Origin of the sequence: Spirosoma sp. KCTC 42546 (assembly GCF_006965485.1) — a bacterium.
Taxonomy (GTDB): Bacteria; Bacteroidota; Bacteroidia; order Cytophagales; family Spirosomataceae; genus Spirosoma.
The window spans coordinates 2286047-2302800 of the sequence record NZ_CP041360.1 but is presented as its reverse complement, the minus strand read 5'-3'; the positions used below and the strand labels follow the sequence as shown (position 1 = coordinate 2302800).

Annotated in this window: 16 protein-coding genes; 8 read left to right on the top strand and 8 right to left on the bottom strand. The window is 47.1% G+C overall.

Features of this window, described 5'->3' with window-relative positions:
- Window positions 1-203 precede the first annotated feature (203 nt).
- Window positions 204-764 carry a dihydrofolate reductase family protein gene (locus EXU85_RS09250; protein ID WP_142771808.1) on the top strand — a complete coding sequence of 187 codons (561 nt, stop codon included), beginning with the start codon at window positions 204-206 and terminating at the stop codon, window positions 762-764.
- 523 nt (window positions 765-1287) lie between these two features.
- Here EXU85_RS09250 and EXU85_RS09245 read toward each other — a convergent pair.
- On the bottom strand, window positions 1288-1521 hold the full coding sequence (locus EXU85_RS09245; RefSeq protein ID WP_142771807.1) for a hypothetical protein: 234 nt from the start codon (window positions 1519-1521) through the stop codon (window positions 1288-1290).
- A 557-nt stretch (window positions 1522-2078) separates the two neighbouring features.
- On the opposite strand from EXU85_RS09245, the gene EXU85_RS09240 reads away from it, so the two are divergent.
- The 4 genes from EXU85_RS09240 to EXU85_RS35620 all read left to right on the top strand — a co-directional run bounded on the left by EXU85_RS09240 (window position 2079) and on the right by EXU85_RS35620 (window position 6584).
- Window positions 2079-2417 (top strand): PadR family transcriptional regulator, encoded by a 339-nt coding sequence (locus tag EXU85_RS09240; protein WP_142771806.1) that lies wholly within the window; start codon window positions 2079-2081, stop codon window positions 2415-2417.
- Window positions 2410-5154 carry an FtsX-like permease family protein gene (locus tag EXU85_RS09235; RefSeq protein ID WP_246859479.1) on the top strand — a complete coding sequence of 915 codons (2745 nt, stop codon included), beginning with the start codon at window positions 2410-2412 and terminating at the stop codon, window positions 5152-5154. Before EXU85_RS09240 ends, EXU85_RS09235 begins: the two co-directional genes overlap by 8 nt.
- Before the next feature lie 19 nt (window positions 5155-5173).
- Window positions 5174-5560 (top strand): hypothetical protein, encoded by a 387-nt coding sequence (locus EXU85_RS09230; RefSeq protein WP_142771805.1) that lies wholly within the window; start codon window positions 5174-5176, stop codon window positions 5558-5560.
- A gap of 286 nt (window positions 5561-5846) precedes the next feature.
- Window positions 5847-6584: a hypothetical protein gene (locus tag EXU85_RS35620; protein ID WP_210422454.1), complete on the top strand. Its 738-nt coding sequence runs from the start codon at window positions 5847-5849 to the stop codon at window positions 6582-6584.
- Window positions 6585-6608: 24 nt separating this feature from the next.
- Here EXU85_RS35620 and EXU85_RS09220 read toward each other — a convergent pair whose 3' ends face one another.
- From EXU85_RS09220 to EXU85_RS09195, 6 genes are all read right to left on the bottom strand, one after another.
- A complete protein-coding gene (locus EXU85_RS09220; RefSeq protein ID WP_142771804.1) occupies window positions 6609-7280 on the bottom strand; it encodes a DUF6089 family protein in 672 nt (223 codons plus the stop codon).
- A gap of 40 nt (window positions 7281-7320) precedes the next feature.
- A complete protein-coding gene (locus EXU85_RS09215) occupies window positions 7321-8301 on the bottom strand; it encodes a DUF6089 family protein (RefSeq protein ID WP_142771803.1) in 981 nt (326 codons plus the stop codon).
- A gap of 172 nt (window positions 8302-8473) precedes the next feature.
- The gene (locus EXU85_RS09210) at window positions 8474-9349 is read right to left on the bottom strand and encodes an NAD kinase (RefSeq protein WP_142771802.1); all 876 of its coding nucleotides are present in this window, start codon (window positions 9347-9349) and stop codon (window positions 8474-8476) included.
- A 100-nt stretch (window positions 9350-9449) separates the two neighbouring features.
- A complete protein-coding gene (locus tag EXU85_RS09205; protein ID WP_142771801.1) occupies window positions 9450-10118 on the bottom strand; it encodes a CBS domain-containing protein in 669 nt (222 codons plus the stop codon).
- Between the two features lie 214 nt (window positions 10119-10332).
- Window positions 10333-11109 carry an alpha/beta fold hydrolase gene (locus tag EXU85_RS09200; protein WP_142771800.1) on the bottom strand — a complete coding sequence of 259 codons (777 nt, stop codon included), beginning with the start codon at window positions 11107-11109 and terminating at the stop codon, window positions 10333-10335.
- Window positions 11106-11723, bottom strand: coding sequence for an aminodeoxychorismate/anthranilate synthase component II (locus EXU85_RS09195; protein ID WP_142771799.1), 618 nt, complete (start codon window positions 11721-11723; stop codon window positions 11106-11108). Before EXU85_RS09195 ends, EXU85_RS09200 begins: the two co-directional genes overlap by 4 nt.
- A 219-nt stretch (window positions 11724-11942) precedes the next feature.
- Here EXU85_RS09195 and EXU85_RS09190 point away from each other — a divergent pair, with 219 nt between their 5' ends.
- On the top strand, window positions 11943-13241 hold the full coding sequence (locus EXU85_RS09190; protein ID WP_142771798.1) for an NAD(P)/FAD-dependent oxidoreductase: 1299 nt from the start codon (window positions 11943-11945) through the stop codon (window positions 13239-13241).
- 90 nt (window positions 13242-13331) lie between these two features.
- Here EXU85_RS09190 and EXU85_RS09185 read toward each other — a convergent pair whose 3' ends face one another.
- Window positions 13332-14960 carry a carboxylesterase/lipase family protein gene (locus tag EXU85_RS09185; protein WP_142771797.1) on the bottom strand — a complete coding sequence of 543 codons (1629 nt, stop codon included), beginning with the start codon at window positions 14958-14960 and terminating at the stop codon, window positions 13332-13334.
- Between the two features lie 170 nt (window positions 14961-15130).
- On the opposite strand from EXU85_RS09185, the gene EXU85_RS09180 reads away from it, so the two are divergent.
- Window positions 15131-15862, top strand: a complete 732-nt coding sequence (locus EXU85_RS09180) for an NUDIX domain-containing protein (RefSeq protein WP_142771796.1) — start codon at window positions 15131-15133, stop codon at window positions 15860-15862.
- 65 nt (window positions 15863-15927) lie between these two features.
- Window positions 15928-16746 carry a hypothetical protein gene (locus EXU85_RS09175; RefSeq protein WP_142771795.1) on the top strand — a complete coding sequence of 273 codons (819 nt, stop codon included), beginning with the start codon at window positions 15928-15930 and terminating at the stop codon, window positions 16744-16746.
- Window positions 16747-16754 lie beyond the last annotated feature (8 nt).

Genomic DNA, 16754 nt, shown 5'->3' with positions numbered 1-16754 from the left:
GTTACCGAAAAAGGAACAATTCGCTATGTTTGTAATGTATCTAATCAGACAAAACTTAGTAAGGCTTTGTGTGACCCCATCGGGGTCACACAAACATATTATTGTTTAAATCTGCCGGATTACTGCGCGGACAAAATCTTCATCTATTTACTAGGTGGAGGCCAAGTTAACTAAAGCCAACCTTTTTACATCCCATCTCCCCAATGCCAACCGACTCCTTCACGCTCACAATCCATATGGTTTCCAGTCTTGACGGCATGATTGCTAAAAAAGACAATAGCGTTTCCTGGTTTGAAACGGCTGACAGCTATGAGAAAGGGGTTGCCGGGCAAGACCCGGAGGAATTTCTTAAGACAATAGATTGCTATGTGATGGGTGCCCGGACCTATGAACACGCCCTGAAACTGTCGAAATCGTATGGATGGGCGTATGGAGACACGCCAACTATTGTCGTCACGCACCGCAGCTTGCCAATTGAGAGAACGAATGTTGAATTCTATTCGGGCGATCTCAACAAACTTGTGAATGAACACCTAAAACCAAACTATACCAATGTCTGGCTTGTAGGCGGAGCCGTGCTTGCCAGCGAGTTCATTCGGTTGAAACTGGCAGACGAAATCCGGCTATCCGTTTTGCCTATTATTTTGGGCGATGGGCTATTATTTCTTGATCAACTTGGTCAGGAACAAGCGCTGCACCTGAAGGACGTGACCGCCTACAAAAGCGGCATGGTGGAGCTATGGTATGAATTAAGAAAAGAATAGAATTCAAATCTATTATTGGTACGCATGGACATTCATCACTACAAAAGAATTTACGGCAAGCGAGGTTCATGCCTTATATTCTTAAAAGCTTGAGATTTTAGTCTTACACGAGATTTTAGCCTTACACGTAAAGTTTTGGCATAATCCTCATACGCTACTTCATCATATAGCGAGTCTTCAGAAGGTAAATAGCCTTCTGGTAAAGCGTCTACTCCCACCAATATTATGTCGTTTATTGAATGCTGATTATCAAAATCAATAAAATATACAAAGGGCTGATTTTTAATGATTTGATAGATATCCCCTTACTTAGAAAATCAATTAGACTATTTGATGTCACCTTAATGATCATCCACCTATTGATGGATTCACTACAATCAGACCATTTATATAAATAATGAGTATCTGGATTAATGGAGTCTTTGAAGTGGGATAGCAACGGCCCTTCATGGTAAAGCAAGTCACCATGTTTAAATGGAATGAAATCCAACTGTTTGATATGTGCGCCTACTAAAGCTTCCATTTAGGGTAACTGCTCAATGATTATAAAGCGACTTTCATGGTTACATCCTTCAACAGGATGATGACTAAAGTGACCGTTTCCATCTATTGCACTATTAACACCGTCCTTCTCTGTTATGTTCTCAAACGCTATTTGGGTTCCTAATGCTTTGTAAGCGTTATTACCAAGTTGCTTCTTTAAAGAATTGAAACGTTTTTTAGCGCTTTCAAGGCTGTTAAACATGGATAAAGCCATTGATTGACATCTACCCAAATCATCCATATAGAAACACGCCTAGGGTTTTTGTAGTATAAGGGTTTAAAGTTATCTGGATTTCCAATTTCGTCAAAAACCCACCTATAAGCAGCAATGTTTAACGGTTTATAATCATTGGGAGGACATTGAACCACAAATTTGCTTAAATCGTCTGCGTATTGAAATATCATACTAATTTCGAGCCACTATAATCAATGCAATATAGTTTATTTCCTTTATTTAAGAATTTAGTTACACGCCATATTTTCAATTCGTTGATTTTTAATGATTTAGACATTAAATGTATAGCTCATGTTTTTTCAACATGGATATGCAGCAATGAGAAGCAAACGATTAACTATATACCCGACGGGCGGTGCGACGACTCAACGGTCGGCACTACAATCAACCTGTCCGCAATTGTACGACTACTGTCCGTTTCTGGACAAACTAAAATCCCTTCCAGAATATAAATAGCCCTTATCAGGCCCCAAAAGCCCATTTCTGAAGTTGGCAAGGCATTTGTTTAGCAAATAATAAGCAAATCAGTAGTGCCAATGGGAAGATCATATTTAGGGGAATTCGAAGAGCTGGTTTTACTCACCGTAGCTGTGCTGGAGGGTGGGGCTTATGGCGTCACTATAGCCGCCGAACTTAAGCAGCGTACTGACCGAACAATCAGCCTGAGTGGGGTACACATTGCCTTGTATCGCTTAGAAGAAAAAGGCTTCGTCAGTTCTGAACTGGGAGGTGCCACAGCCTCTCGGGGAGGTCGGCGAAAACGCCTGTTCGGTATTACAGCCCTGGGGAAACGAACCCTGGGCGAGATGCGGGATGTGCGCAATCAACTCTGGGATTCGATTCCGAACACCTACCCGATCATCAGTCATGGATAAGCCGAACGTATATCCCCACCCACCGGCCTGGGCCGATCGCCTGCTCACGTGGTTGTGTCCGCCCTACCTGCTGGAAGAGCTGCTAGGCGATCTGCATGAACAGTTTGAATTACAGGTAGAGGAAGTTGGCGAGAAGAAAGCCCGCCAGCTTTACGCTCTGGAGGTCATTAAATTCTGTCGGCCTTATTTCCTGAAGCGACGCGCTTCGGGTAGTGCTCAACCTATTTCGGCAAACACCCATCATTACAAATCAACAACCCGACGATTCGAGCCGAACCCGCGAACCACCTTTATTCTACAACCCGACATGCTCCATAATTATATTAAAATAGCCCTCCGTACCCTCTGGAAAAGCAAAGGCTATGCGACCATCAATGTCGTTGGCCTCTCAGTGGCCTTCGTTGTCTGTATTTTCCTGTTTCTCAGATCGTATTTGCACCTGACATTCGATAACTTCCATCAGGACGACGACCGTATTTTTCAGACCTACTTCTTCTCAAATGACCCAGAAAAAGCGCTCCGAAGTGGTAACATGCCTTTGCCCCTCACGCCAGCCTTAAAAGCTGATTTTCCGGAACTGGAAGCCGCAGCCCGCATTTTAACTGGGCGAAAAAGTCTGGTAGAAGTAAAGGGAAAATATTTCGATAAACTGGTCCTGCAAACCGATGAGGATTTCCTGAAAATCTTTTCGTTTCCTCTCGTTAAAGGAAATCGGGCAGTCGCACTTCACAATTTAAGCAGTGTCGTTATCAGCGAGAACATGGCCAAAACCGCCTTTGGTACCGAAGATCCTGTAGGCAAAACCCTGCTGATTGGCAACGACAATAATAAAAAGCAATACATCGTAACTGGTATCATTAGCGATGCACCGTACAATTCCACAATTCAATACGACGCATTAATTCGGATCGAGAATTCATATGCTTATCAGCACGACAAAGATAATTGGACTGCTAATTCGCACACTGTTTATATAAAATTACCACCCCATGTCGATCAGGCTACGTTCGAAAATCGCCTGAAGCCCTTCGCACAGAAGTATTACCGCTCTGCGCTGGATGAACTCAAAAAGAAAGGAGCCCAACCCGACCAGCGTGGCGATTTATTTGCGGTGCGATTACAGAATCTTTCCCGAGTACATTTTGATCGGGATATAGCGGGGGGCGGTGGTACACCAATTGCCATCGTGTATACACTAATGGGTATCGCCTTTTTCATCCTGCTGATTGCCTGCATCAACTTCATTAATTTAAGCATTGCCCGGTCGTTTACCCGTGCCCGTGAGGTGGGGGTGCGAAAAGCGTTGGGCGCGCTCAAAAACCAGCTTTTTGTCCAGATCTGGGGCGAATCAACGTTGATCTGTCTTGTTGGATTCTTAGTAGGCGTGCTGCTCACCTACCTGCTTCTACCGCTGTTCAACGCCACTTTTGACGGCAAACTCCAATTTGCGCACATGCTTCAGCCGGGTTTTATTGGTGTCATTCTGGGCGTATTTGTGGCAGTCACGTTCGTGGCAGGGGGCTATCCTGCCTGGCAAATGGCGAAGTTCAATGCGGTAGAAGTGCTGAAAGGCAAACTGTCGATCAAACGCCCCGGTGCCATACGCAACTCGCTTATTGTTACACAATTTGTTATGTCGAGCCTGCTGGCCTGTTGCACAATTATTGCGTCGCAGCAATTGGATTTTCTGCGGACAAGACCACTTGGTTTCCAAAAAGAACAGGTTATCAGCATTCCGGTTGGCAATCAGGTGAATGGTCGGCAGGTGCTCGGTCGCCTGCGTAATACACTGGCTAACGATCCTTCGATATTGGCTATAAGTGGTACCGGAGTCAATCTGGGACGAGGCAAAGATCACGTCAGTTCCCGCTCGACTATGGGATTCACCTACAAAGGCAGAAAAGTATCAAGCGATTTACTATTAATCGACTTCGATTACCTGAAAACCCTGAGCATTAAGCCAATAGCTGGCCGCGATTTCGACCGTACCTATGCAACTGACTCTGTGAAGCGTGTGATTATTACGGCAAGTATGGCCAAAATGATGGGCGAGCCTAACCCGGTAGGCGTATTGATGGGCGACGATGCCGACTCGTCGAACACAAAATCTCAGATTATTGGCGTCGTCCCCGATTTCCACCTGTATTCGCTGGCCGACGAAGCCAAACCCATTACGATGTACCTTTCGCATGATGAGCCTATCCGGTACATTTTTGTCCGCGTTACTCCGCAGAGCCTGGCGGGCACAATGGACAAGCTTAAAGACGTGTGGAAAGAAGTAGCTCCGCAGTCAGAATTTATCGGCACGTTTCTGGATGAGAACGTCGATGCCTGGTATCAGAATGAAGAGCAACTGTCGCGTATCTGTAGTCTGGCCTCCAGCATTGCCATTTTACTCTCCTGCTTAGGTCTGTTCGCCGTGGCTATGATGATCATCGAACAACGAACCAAAGAGATTGGGATTCGGAAAGTGATGGGCGCCAGTCTGGCCAACATCATTATCACGTTATCGCAGGACTTTGTAAAACTGGTACTCATTGCCCTGGTGATTGCTTTGCCATTAGCCTGGTTTTTAATGAAAACCTGGCTGGATAATTACCTGGAACACATCACAATCAGCGTATGGGTTTTCGCAGGCGTTGGCTTGGCGGCTGTTCTGATTGCATTGGCAACGGTCAGTTTCCAAACGGTAAAAGCCGCCCTCGTGAATCCGGTAAAGAGTTTACGAAGTGAATAACATAAACAACCATCTACTCATGAAACACCTATTGATTGGTCTGATGCTGAGCCTGAACCTAACGGTACAGGCTCAGCCCTCCTACTCCAACGTGCAAGCGCGAATTTCCGAGGATAGTCAAACCCTGTTGATTCAAATCGATGTTCATAAACACGGGCAGGATATTCATTACAAGCAAGCATTTGACGTATCGGACATGAACGGCCTGCAGATCGACCTGCTTAAATACCGGGTCTTTGCTTCTCAGGACATAACCTTGCCTTTTCATGAAATGAAACGATTGATGGGTGCAGTTTTAGGGGCAATTATCGTGATTGCCCTGGCTATTGCCGTCATCATCGTACGTCGCCCAACTAACAAAGGGACCCGGTCGACTTCAGAAAAGAAACAAGTACAAGTCACTTAATACCACTTTCAATGAGCTTTTTCGTATTACCCCCAACCCCCTGAAGGGGGCTTAAGTTGAGAATAGTCGAGCAAAGCCCCCTTCAGGGGGTTGGGGGTAATACGAAAAAGCATCGCCACTAACAGCGATGCTTTTTGTGTTTAATCTATGAGGCTGTTTATCATTTCAGCGAAAACGAGTGCTTTTATATCTGGCTATCGATTACCATTTATTTAAAAATAGGCCCGCTTACATAGTATGCATTGCACAGTACTGTTTATTGCAAGTATCTTGTTTTTAAAAAGAGATGGCATCGACAAAAACGGATTCAACTGAGATTGAAGCTTTCTGGTTTCCGGGCCGCTGGGTTGGTGGAGCCACGTTACTACTTGGCCCGATTTTGCTTTTGGCTGGAACACTCCTCCGCCTACAGTTCGACTTTTTCTTTCCTCAACAGCTCAAAGCTTACCAGGAACATCCAGTGCTACTCACTACGTCTTATAGCCTGTTTCTGGCAGGTAACATAGTACTATGGCCCGCTATTGCTACCCTCGCCAAACTGATTGGCGATAAAGAACCTGCCTGGGGAATCTGGGGCGGAACCTTGGTTATACTAGGCCTATTTGCCCGCACCTTTCACTACGGTATTAATCATTTAGCTTTTCAATTAGTGAACATTCAGGGCCTGCAACAGGCAACAAAGGCCATTGCCAACTCATACGGGGCCTTCCATATCATTGCGACCCTATCAGCAGCAATTCTCTTTGGCTGGATCATATTAGCCATCGGCGCTTACCGCTCAGGCACGCTCGGCCTACTACGCTCGTTGGCCTTAGGCATGATGTCTTCCCTAATGCTTGGTGTACTCAAAGGCAGTTCTGTAGCCTCGGTAATCGCTACCACTGGTCTCTGCATAGCGCTGGTACCGCTTGGGGTTAAGGTGTTACGCGATGGCCCAACGCCAGGTAGTCGAGCTATTATGAGCTGGGTCGCGCTCATTCTTGGGTTACTTATACTTATGTATCTATGGGGGCAGGCAGGCTAAGCGATGTACAAAGAAATCCGTTCGCTACGGACAAACGATTTTGTAAAAGGTGTAGCTCACTGTTAGAGCAGCATAGGTATAACTATCTGATAGAGCCGGATTTCCCTGCGACGTTTTGGTAACTGCCTTACCAAATGTCAAATCGCCCAGACCGTCCAGGTAATCGTTCCGCGTAAACCGTGTACCGAACTCCAGACCAACACTCCAGGGGCGCTTTATTTCATACTTAACACCTATACCAAGTGGGTACGTAACAACGCCCCCTGCCCGAATAACATCATTATTGAATCTACATAAGCCTATTCCACCAAATATGTACGGAGTCCAGTTTTTAGCTTTAGGCAGAGGTTTGTAATTCAGGAAATTGTATTCAAAATCAATGTATAATTCCTGAATACTGGTCTTATAAGAGTAGTCACGAGCCAGGTGAAGAGGATCGCTACTGAAACGGTCTTCACCCCGGAAAGAGCCAATAGAGCCGCCTGCCCGCATGGAAAAGGATCGGGTTGCGTTATACCGAAAAAAACCACCAATAGCCGGACTAATCAACCGGGGGTTCAAGGCCGGATTCACATCGCCTTTGCAAAGCATTCCGCCTAACGTGGCTCCAAGTTCAATTTTTTGCGCTTGCGTGCTAAGACTGATAAAAAGCCCAGCTACAATCAGCCGGGCTATATTCATTCGGTATCGATGCATAAATTCGATGACAGTAACCTATATGTTTTCTGTCTACAGTTTACTTGGTAGGTGGGCACTTGATTTTTATGGGGATAATATACTGAATTGAAAAGGTAGTCAGTAAATAACCATCATTAAAAATTCCATCGGCTCCACGCATGGCAGTCGTGGTAAATTGGTCGGGGTTCGTCTGCCGGAAATCCTGCACACTCGGGTTACGCGTAACATTAACACGGGAGGCATCAGGCTCAAGTCGTCGATCTGACATTGTTTTTGCCAGGCCTTGTAAGGCGTCAGGAGAGGCATAAGGTCCGCCCACATCGTCAAGGTAGTCGGTAAATGTATACCGATACCCTATTTCAACACCGAGATTAAAGTTCTCATTAAGTCTGTATCGGGCGCCAATGCCAACTGGAATGGCCAGGGTTACAAGCGAATACGGCTTTTGATAGCCAGGTTGCCCCTGCCCTTCTGTATGCAATGGCTGGAGTTTTACCCACGTACGTGCGCCATATTGGTTACTGGTATCACTGGCGGTAGGTGTTCGGGCTTCTGGGCTGTGCGCCACTAAGGCCAAACCGCCAAACACGTAGGGGGTAAATTTTGCCCGAACGCTTGAGTTACGTCCATCCTCAATAAAATTATAAATCCCCGTAACCGCGAACTCTTTTAAATCATTTCGGAAGTGCAGGTTTCGAGCATACTGAGCAGCAAATTTATTCGGATCACTTTTGCCGAATGTATAGTCATCACCCGTAATCCGAGCCCAGGTAAACGTAGCCCGGGCCGCAAAATTGGGCGTAAACTGGCGCGTATACCCAATGCCCAGATTCCAGCGAGGTAGCGTAAATAATGATTTAAACGGATGACTATAGCCTGCCAGATCACCAAAATAGGTAGATGTTCCTCCACCAAAAGTAACCGACGAATACGGAACGAAATGCGTGTTTGGTCGTCGCTGTGCCCAGCTTTCTGTAAGTAAACCTGTCAGCAACCAAACTGCCGCAGCGCTTATTACCAACTGCTTGTAGTTATTCATACTCTTTAAATAGGTGAATCAACCCCGATTGAGCTCATAAGCCAACCAATTCCGAAACGGCCGGATTGACGCTTTTATTGGCAGTATACCGTAAAAATTATGCCACAAATGGGAAATGGAGAGAATTTGAGAAAACTAAAGCAGACTGTATACAATCTCCGGTATTGGTTCGTTAATTACGGATATCCCAACCCCAATTAAGTTTACTACGCAACGTGTTCAGGAAGTTATCGTCGCTAAGTTTAACTAACCGCGCCTTAAATGTTTCTTTCTGAAGGCTGATCCGAACGGAGGTATCAACGGTAAACGAGCGGGAATCCAGTGCGGCAAGGAAGTTACCACTCCGGCTTTCAACCTCAAACGTAAACTGGCAAGTGTCCATCACTATCATTGGCCGAACGTTCAGGTTATGCGGGCTAATGGGTGTAATAATCAGGCTACCCGTATGCGGTAATAAAACCGGTCCCCCACAACTCAGTGAATAGCCCGTAGAACCCGATGGCGTGGACACGATCAATCCATCGGCCCAGTATGAGTTCAGGAATTCGCCGTCAAGGTAGGCATGCACCGTAATCATTGACGAGGTTTGTGTACGGGTAATCGTAAAGTCGTTCAGGCCAAAGGGCAGACTTCCAAAAATGTCCTGGCTCGACCGAACGCTTACCAATGTTCGTTCATCAATACTATACTGATCATTGAACAGCGCATCAATCATGAGCCGAACGGAGGCAGGCGCAACCGTTGCCAGAAAACCCAGTCGGCCAATGTTGATACCAATAATTGGAATTTCCCGGGGACCCACATGTGTCACGGCATCGAGCAGTGTGCCATCGCCCCCCAGACTGAATATAAAATCAGCATCTGTAACTCCTTCCTCGACCGTATAGGTAGCCTGACTATAATGGGCAACACCCGCATTATCCAGGAACTCTCGATAGCCTTGCGAGATAATCAGTTCGGCTTGCCGTCTGGCCAGTTCCTCGAACATGGACTGGATGTAAGGCCGGGCCGATTCGGGAAAGTTGCGCCCGTGAATGGCGATTTTCATAAGAAGAAGTTTACGGTTTACAGTTTACAGTTTACGGTTGGCTGTCGCATGAACAACGGTGCGACAGCCAACCGTAAACCGTAAACTGTAAACCTCAAAACTAGGTGTTAAGGTAACGAAGTAGCGAATCGAGCCGTTCCTGATCGATACTTTCGACAGGAGCATTGGCAAAAGCAGCTTCAATTTGGTAACCGAAGCGTTCAAGGGTTGAAATAACGGGCGAGATATCCCGTCGATTGAGTTTAAGTGTTAGCCGGGAGCGATCGGGCATGCCATAGGCAGCACTGGAAAAATAACTGCTAATGACTTTAACATTGTTGGATTCGATAAGTCGGCTGATCTCCGTCAATGAATAATCACGCTCGTTCATATTCAGAATCAAAATGGCACCCACATCCTGTACACCCAATTCCTGGGCAAATTGCTTGAGCAATTCACTAACAGCAATAGTACCAATAAATTCCTGTCCTTCATTCAGCACGGCAACCACTTCCATCTGATGCCGAACCACCAGTCCGAGTACCTCAAATAAGTGCTGGTCTTCCTGAACATAAGTTTGCTCAAACAGACGCATCACATTACCGATTGTGCGCTCATCGTCGGCAACATCCAGGAGCAGTTCTTCGCTCACTATACCCCGGTAATCGCCCTGATCAGTCAGCACGAGTTGCCCGACGCGGTGTTCCTGCATCCAGTCCAGTGCCTGCCCGACCGAGTCGGTTGGCTTCAGAGCCGGAAGCATTGGGTCTATTAGTTCGGCAGCCAGCATAGGTAATAACGTGTAGTAAATAAAACAGAAATCTGTTCACCAGAAAACTACGGAAATTCCTCCATAGTTTCCAAATCTTATTGGGTTAGTTGGTGGAGTAGGTGAAATAAGTGCAGTTAGTGTAGTGAGTTAAGTGGGTTTTAACTCGTAATTCACCTATTCTCAACTTCACTAACTCCACAACGAACTCATTTCACTAACTCCACTTACTAACTTACTCCACCAACTCACCAACCAGATGTCGGGCGAGCCAGCTATCCAGTAATTCATTAAACCGGTCGGGGCACTCCATCATGGGTGCATGGCAGCATTTATCAATAAAGTAAAGCTCCGAATTGGCAATGAGTCGATTAAACTCGTGGCCTACTTCTGCCGGTGTGATTGTATCGTTTAGACCCCAAACCAGCAGCGTGGGTACATTAATCTTGTGCAAATCTTTTGCCACATTGTTCCGTTGAGCCGACTTGGCAATACCCACAATGCTCATGCATTTAGGAATACTGCTGGTAATTTCAAACACTTCGTCAATCAGCTCTTTGGAAGCTACTTTCGGATCGTAGAATGTATAGGCAACGCGTTCGGCAATGTAGTCATAACTTCCTCGCTTGGGAAACGATCCACCCATACCATTCTCGAATAAGCCCGAACTACCCGTGAGCACTAAGCCCCGAACCTGATCAGGATTTTTGAACGTATACAGAATGGCTAAGTGGCCTCCCAATGAGTTGCCCAGCAACGTCATGCCGTGCAGCTCTTTCTGAGCAACAAACTTTTCAATATAGGCCACCAGTCCTTCCAGGCTAGCCTGCCGAAGTGGCATTTCATAAATGGGCAACAGTGGAATCACAACCCGGTAGCGATCCGAAAACGTGCTGATTACACTATCCCAGTTACTGAGCGCTCCAAATAGTCCATGCAGCAAGAGTAATACATCCCCCTGGCCTTCATCAACATAGCGGAAGCCCGCTTCTTCCCGAATCCGATAGTTCATGCGTATTCAATGGTTAAGGATGTGGCAGAATCTGTTTTTTTATTCCTAAACAATACAAACTCAATCCAGTTTTCAATAATTCGTAATCCATATTGTGTTAAGGCAGCTTCAGGGTGAAACTGAATGCCCCAGATCGGCAAAGTCTGATGGCGCAGTGCCATTACTTCATCCTGTTGCGTAACAGCAGTACAGGCCAATGAATCAGGCATGTCTGTAAGCACCAACGAATGATAGCGTGTTACATCAAACTCAGTCGGTAGCCCTTGCCATAACACATCTTTTTCGATCACGCGGGTCAATGATACTTTACCATGCATTGGGCGATGGGCGGGTATCAGTTTTGCACCGAAAAATTCACCCAGAGCCTGATGTCCCAAACAAACGCCCAACATGGGTACCTGCTGATGATAATACTCGATCACATCCATAAGCCGCCCCGCCTGACCCGGAACGCCCGGACCCGGCGACAATACAACCGCATCGACAGGTTCGTCGGTCAGTTGGCTCCATGATTCGTTAGTACGAACAACCCGACAAACGGCACCCGCCTGCTGTAGATAATCTACGAGCATGTACGTAAACGAGTCAAAGTTATCAACAACCAACAGTTTCATGCGGCTATAACGCAACTTGTTGACACAAAATTAATATTTTCTAAAAAAAAACAACAATACACAATTATTACCTACTGATAGTCAATGCTTTAAAATTTTTTAAACTTCAAATAATTCAAATTTTATAAAAAAAGTACTACAACTTTGCCATCTCTGTTATGCTACAGTTAGCGTGTCATTTAACTTTGAATTTTATTCACGTTTCCAACTCATTTAATTATGTCTGCTGATTTGCCCGGCCCGCCCGCCGTTGCGGTGGATTCACCCGTTGTTATTATTGGCGCTGGCATAGCCGGTCTTACCTGTGCCGTTTACCTGAAGCAAGCCGGTATTGATGCACTAGTACTCGAGGCCAGCGACGGTGTGGGTGGGCGCGTTCGTACGGATTATGTGGATGGGTTCCAGCTTGATCGGGGGTTTCAGATTTTATTAACCGCCTATCCGGAAGCGCAGCGATTGCTCAACTACAGCGCGCTGGATTTGAAACCTTTTCGATCAGGTGCGCTCATTCGTGATCAGGGGAACTGGATAACGTTGCAGAATCCACTTCAGGAGCCGCTATCAATTTTTCAAACGCTGGCGTCCTCGGTGGGAACCGTAGGCGATAAACTACGTATTGCGGAATTAATGCGCCGAACCCAAAGCCTGACCTTTGATGAATTATTCCGCCAAACGTCCATAACAACCCTCGCTTTTTTACAGGAATTTGGGTTTTCAGAGCAAATCATTAACCGGTTTTTCCGTCCGTTTTTTGGCGGTGTGTTTCTGGAAGACAACCTGACGACGTCGAGCAATTTCTTCGAATTCTGTTTCCGGATGTTTTTCTCAGGCGATGGGGCCGTACCCGCAAAAGGCATCATAGCCATTGCCGATCAAGTAGCGAGCCACCTGAACCCTGAACAGATTCGGCTGAACAGCCCGGTGGACGGAATTTCGGGCAATACCGTTCGCTTACGTACTGGCGAGACAATCAAAGCCCGTGCCGTTGTGCTGGCCGTCGATGCAGCTCAGGCGGCTACGTTGTTAGGGAACCCTGCTCCTACTGAACAGGCATTTAACCAGACTACCTGCACCTACTTTTCAGCCGATCCCGCTCAACTTACGATCAGCCCTGAGCAGAAAAAGTTATTGATTCTCAATACGAACCGGAATTCAGTGGTGCATAATATTGCCATTATGAGCGATGTTGCCCCCGACTATGCACCTGCCGATAAGGTCCTGATTTCAGTAAGTACACAAGGACCACAACCCATCAGCGAAACAGCCTTAGCCGAACTGATTAAGCAGGAACTTGTTGGCTGGTTCGGCCAGGGAGTTCAGGCATGGCACCATTTGCGCACCTATTCGATTCCGCGTGCGTTACCCGCCTATGCTCCAGAACAGGCAGGCGAAGACGCACTTCGTAAATCCCTCCAGCCAGGTCCTAATCTCTACCAGTGTGGTGATCAAACGGCCTATCCATCGCTCAACGCAGCCATGCAAACGGGTCGGGAAGTAGCGGAGATGATCAGTAAATAATAGTGGGAGTCGTGTAGTGGTGCAGTAGTGTAGTAGGTTTTAGGAACTACTACACTACTGCACCACTACACGACTCCCACTATTAACCAATTACTGTTTGGCACTCAGTTGATCCAGAAACAGGTACCGCGCCCGATTTTTCTCCGTTTCAGGGTGGGTGTTTACATCGATCAGCATGAAGGGAGCCTCTTTGTCACCGCTCACTGCCGACCATTTCGGCAAACCGGTTCCGTTGGGATTCCCGGTTTTTATAAAGTTGGCGAAGTAATTCTGCATCACTTCCGACACCTTATAATCGTCGGGCGTCCAGGCATAGGTTTTATTGCTGGCCAGATTACCCATGGCGTACTCAATTTCGGCAGAATGCACGGCTCCACGTGCCGGAGCTATTTTCATAGCCGATGCATCACCCCCTCTAACAACACCACCGGCTAAACCAGGAGCAGCATCGCCCATGGCAGCCGTCATAGCTGGGCGGGGCCGTGCGTATAGATAGCGGTATACAGGCTTACCACCCGTTTTCGCCTGTAGATCAGACCAACGCCAGGTGCTGTAGCCAATAAAACGATCGCTGGCTAAATCCGTAGCGGCCTGGAGCACCTGCTCATCCGAACTGGCTGGGTATAATTTCAATACTTCCTCAGCGCGTTCAGGATAGAGTTTCTTCACGGCGGCCGTATAATTATCTACCGTAGGTTGCTCTTTACCCAGTACAGACCGATAATTCATTTCCTCCGAATTCCAGCCAACCAGCAAGGGCACATGCGCCTGTTCACCAGCTGCGAATAGCTCAACCGGCGATTTAGGGAAGAAATAGCCGTCTAAAGCCGATGTAAACCAAGGTACACCTGGCTTGGTAGTGGCTTCGAGTAGCTTTTCTGCCGACATTGCCCGTAGCTCGGCCAGCGAATTAGCACCGGCACCGGTTGCAAACTTAACGCCCATTGCCTCGGCAGTAGCCAGTGGCGCAGGTGGCAGTGTTCCTAGTAATGAACCACTTTCGCCAATAGCACCTGCAATCAGGTTCTTCGATAAAGGCGAGACCATTTGCGCACTGACCGAAACCGAGCCTGCCGATTCACCAGCAATAGTAACCCGCTTGGGGTCGCCACCAAAGGCAGCAATGTTCTGCTGTACCCATTTGAGAGCAGCCGCCTGGTCCAGATAGCCATAGTTGCTTGATGCGTGGTGGGGAGATTCTTTGGTTAACTCAGGATGGGCCATAAAGCCAAATACGCCTAGCCGGTAGTTGACCGTGAGGGCCACAATGCCTTTACGGGCCATACTTTCGCCGTCATAACGTGACTCAGAGCCATCGCCCGCTACAAATCCACCGCCATAGAAATACACTAATACAGGGAGTTTCTCATTGGATGATTTGGCAGGAGTCCACACATTCAGATAGAGACAATCTTCGCTCATACCATCCGAGCGGAAACCCATGTCTCCAAAAATGTTGCCCTGCATGGCACGTGGACCAAAATGGTCGGCTTTACGTACCCCCGTCCAGTTTTTGGTGGGTTGTGGCTCTTTCCAGCGCAAGTCGCCAACTGGCGGTTGAGCAAAGGGAATTCCTTTGAAAGCGCGAATGCCGCTGGCTTCGGTAACGCCTTCCACCATCCCATTGGCAGTTTTAGCCTGGGGCGCATTAGTCGACTGAGCCACGGCCAAATGGGCGAATGGCACAGTCAGCAATGAAAGCATAAAAAGGGTTTTCATGTCAATCAGTTTTGTGTAATCGTGAAAAAAGGTTGGCTTACATCTATTTACTCCCTAATCAGTCAATTAGATAAGGAAGTATTTCTATTATTGTAACAAATTGATACAATAATAGACGCTTCGAGTGAGACGGCCAAAATTTTTGTTACTTGCGGCTAAATTTTAATGGCATGAATGATCAGTTACACCCGGAAGAGAGTAAAACAGACGGTTCAGGTTTTTTACCAGGTCTGGCCATCGACACGGTCATTTTTGGGTTTCACCAAAATCAGTTGAAGATTCTTCTGTTGGAGTATCGTAACACCGGGTTGATGGCGTTGCCGGGCGGATTTATTCTAACAACTGAAAATTTGAACGATGCGGCCCGACGGGTTTTATCGGAGCGAACAGGTTTGCATGATATTTACCTGGAGCAATTTTATGTCTTTGGCGATCTTAATCGCCACGACCCAAGCCCGATGCGGGCTATCATGACAGCTAAAGGATTAACGCCCAGGGAGAATCATTGGTTGCTCAGCCGGTTCGTTTCAGTAGGCTATTACGCCTTAGTTGATTTTACGAAAGCAGTGCCCATTCCGGACTCCCTGTCGGATAGTTGTGGCTGGTACGATTTAGCCAATCTTCCTCCGCTTATGCAGGATCATCAAACCATTGTTCAGAAGGCATTAGACACGTTGCGCACCGACCTTGATCGGAAACTAATTGGCTTCAATCTGCTCTCCGAAATCTTTACAATGGCTGATTTACAACGCCTGTACGAAACCATTCTGGATCAGAAACTACATCGATCCGGTTTTCAGCGCAAGATGCTAAGTCTGGGTATTCTGGAGCGTCTGGATAAGCAATACAGCGGGGGCGCTCATAAAGCCCCATTCCTGTATCGATTTAGTTCAGCTAAATAAACCAGTTACATTGCTCAAAAAATCGCGAAGCCAATAAACAACCGGTCTGATCCGTTGACCTTTTCATGCGTGGAAACGTACTGCTCCGTTATAGTTTACCCCTGCTGATTGTTCTGCCAATTGGCTTTTTATTCCTTTACCCACAACTGATTCAGTGTATTCGGGTTAGCCAGTCGGCAAACTTTCGACCACTCACGGGTATGCCAACGGTTTATGTGCATCAGGCCGCTACAAGCCAGCAACATAAACAACTCCGCCAACATGTTCGAACAGCTCAGCTTCGTATTAAACGCTTCTGGGGTGCCCAACGTGGGGGAGCTATCCTGATTTACTGTCCTCAACAAGCTGATTACGAGCAGTATTGTGCTGGTGGAGAAGGAGCTGGCTGTAGTTTGGGAATGCCCTGGGGAGACTCGTATTTGGTGCTGGGCCCGGATGGCAACAATGCTGATGTAATTGCCCATGAACTGTGCCACGATGAATTATTTACCCGGCTGGGCTGGTGGCGGGTTAAACGACAGATTCCCCAATGGTTCAACGAAGGCCTTGCCTTAATGGTGGATTACCGATTCAGCAACCCAACGATATGGGAGCATCCAGATAGTTCATCACGCAACAGATCAGAATGGCCTGAAACAAGATCCATGCACATTCGCCCACGCCCGATGTTAAAGCTCTCGGAGCTTGAAACCACCCACGATTTTTTTGGAAACAATCCTACCCATACCATGCTGGCTTATCAAACAGCCGCCGACGAAGTGGCTCGCTGGCTCGCTAAAGTAGGCCGGGCAGGTGTACCAGCCTTATCCAATGCTATTGCAAACGGCAACGATTTTAGTAATGTATATCACCGATTGGAACGAGAGAAAAAGAGTAGGTTGTAGGCCGATGA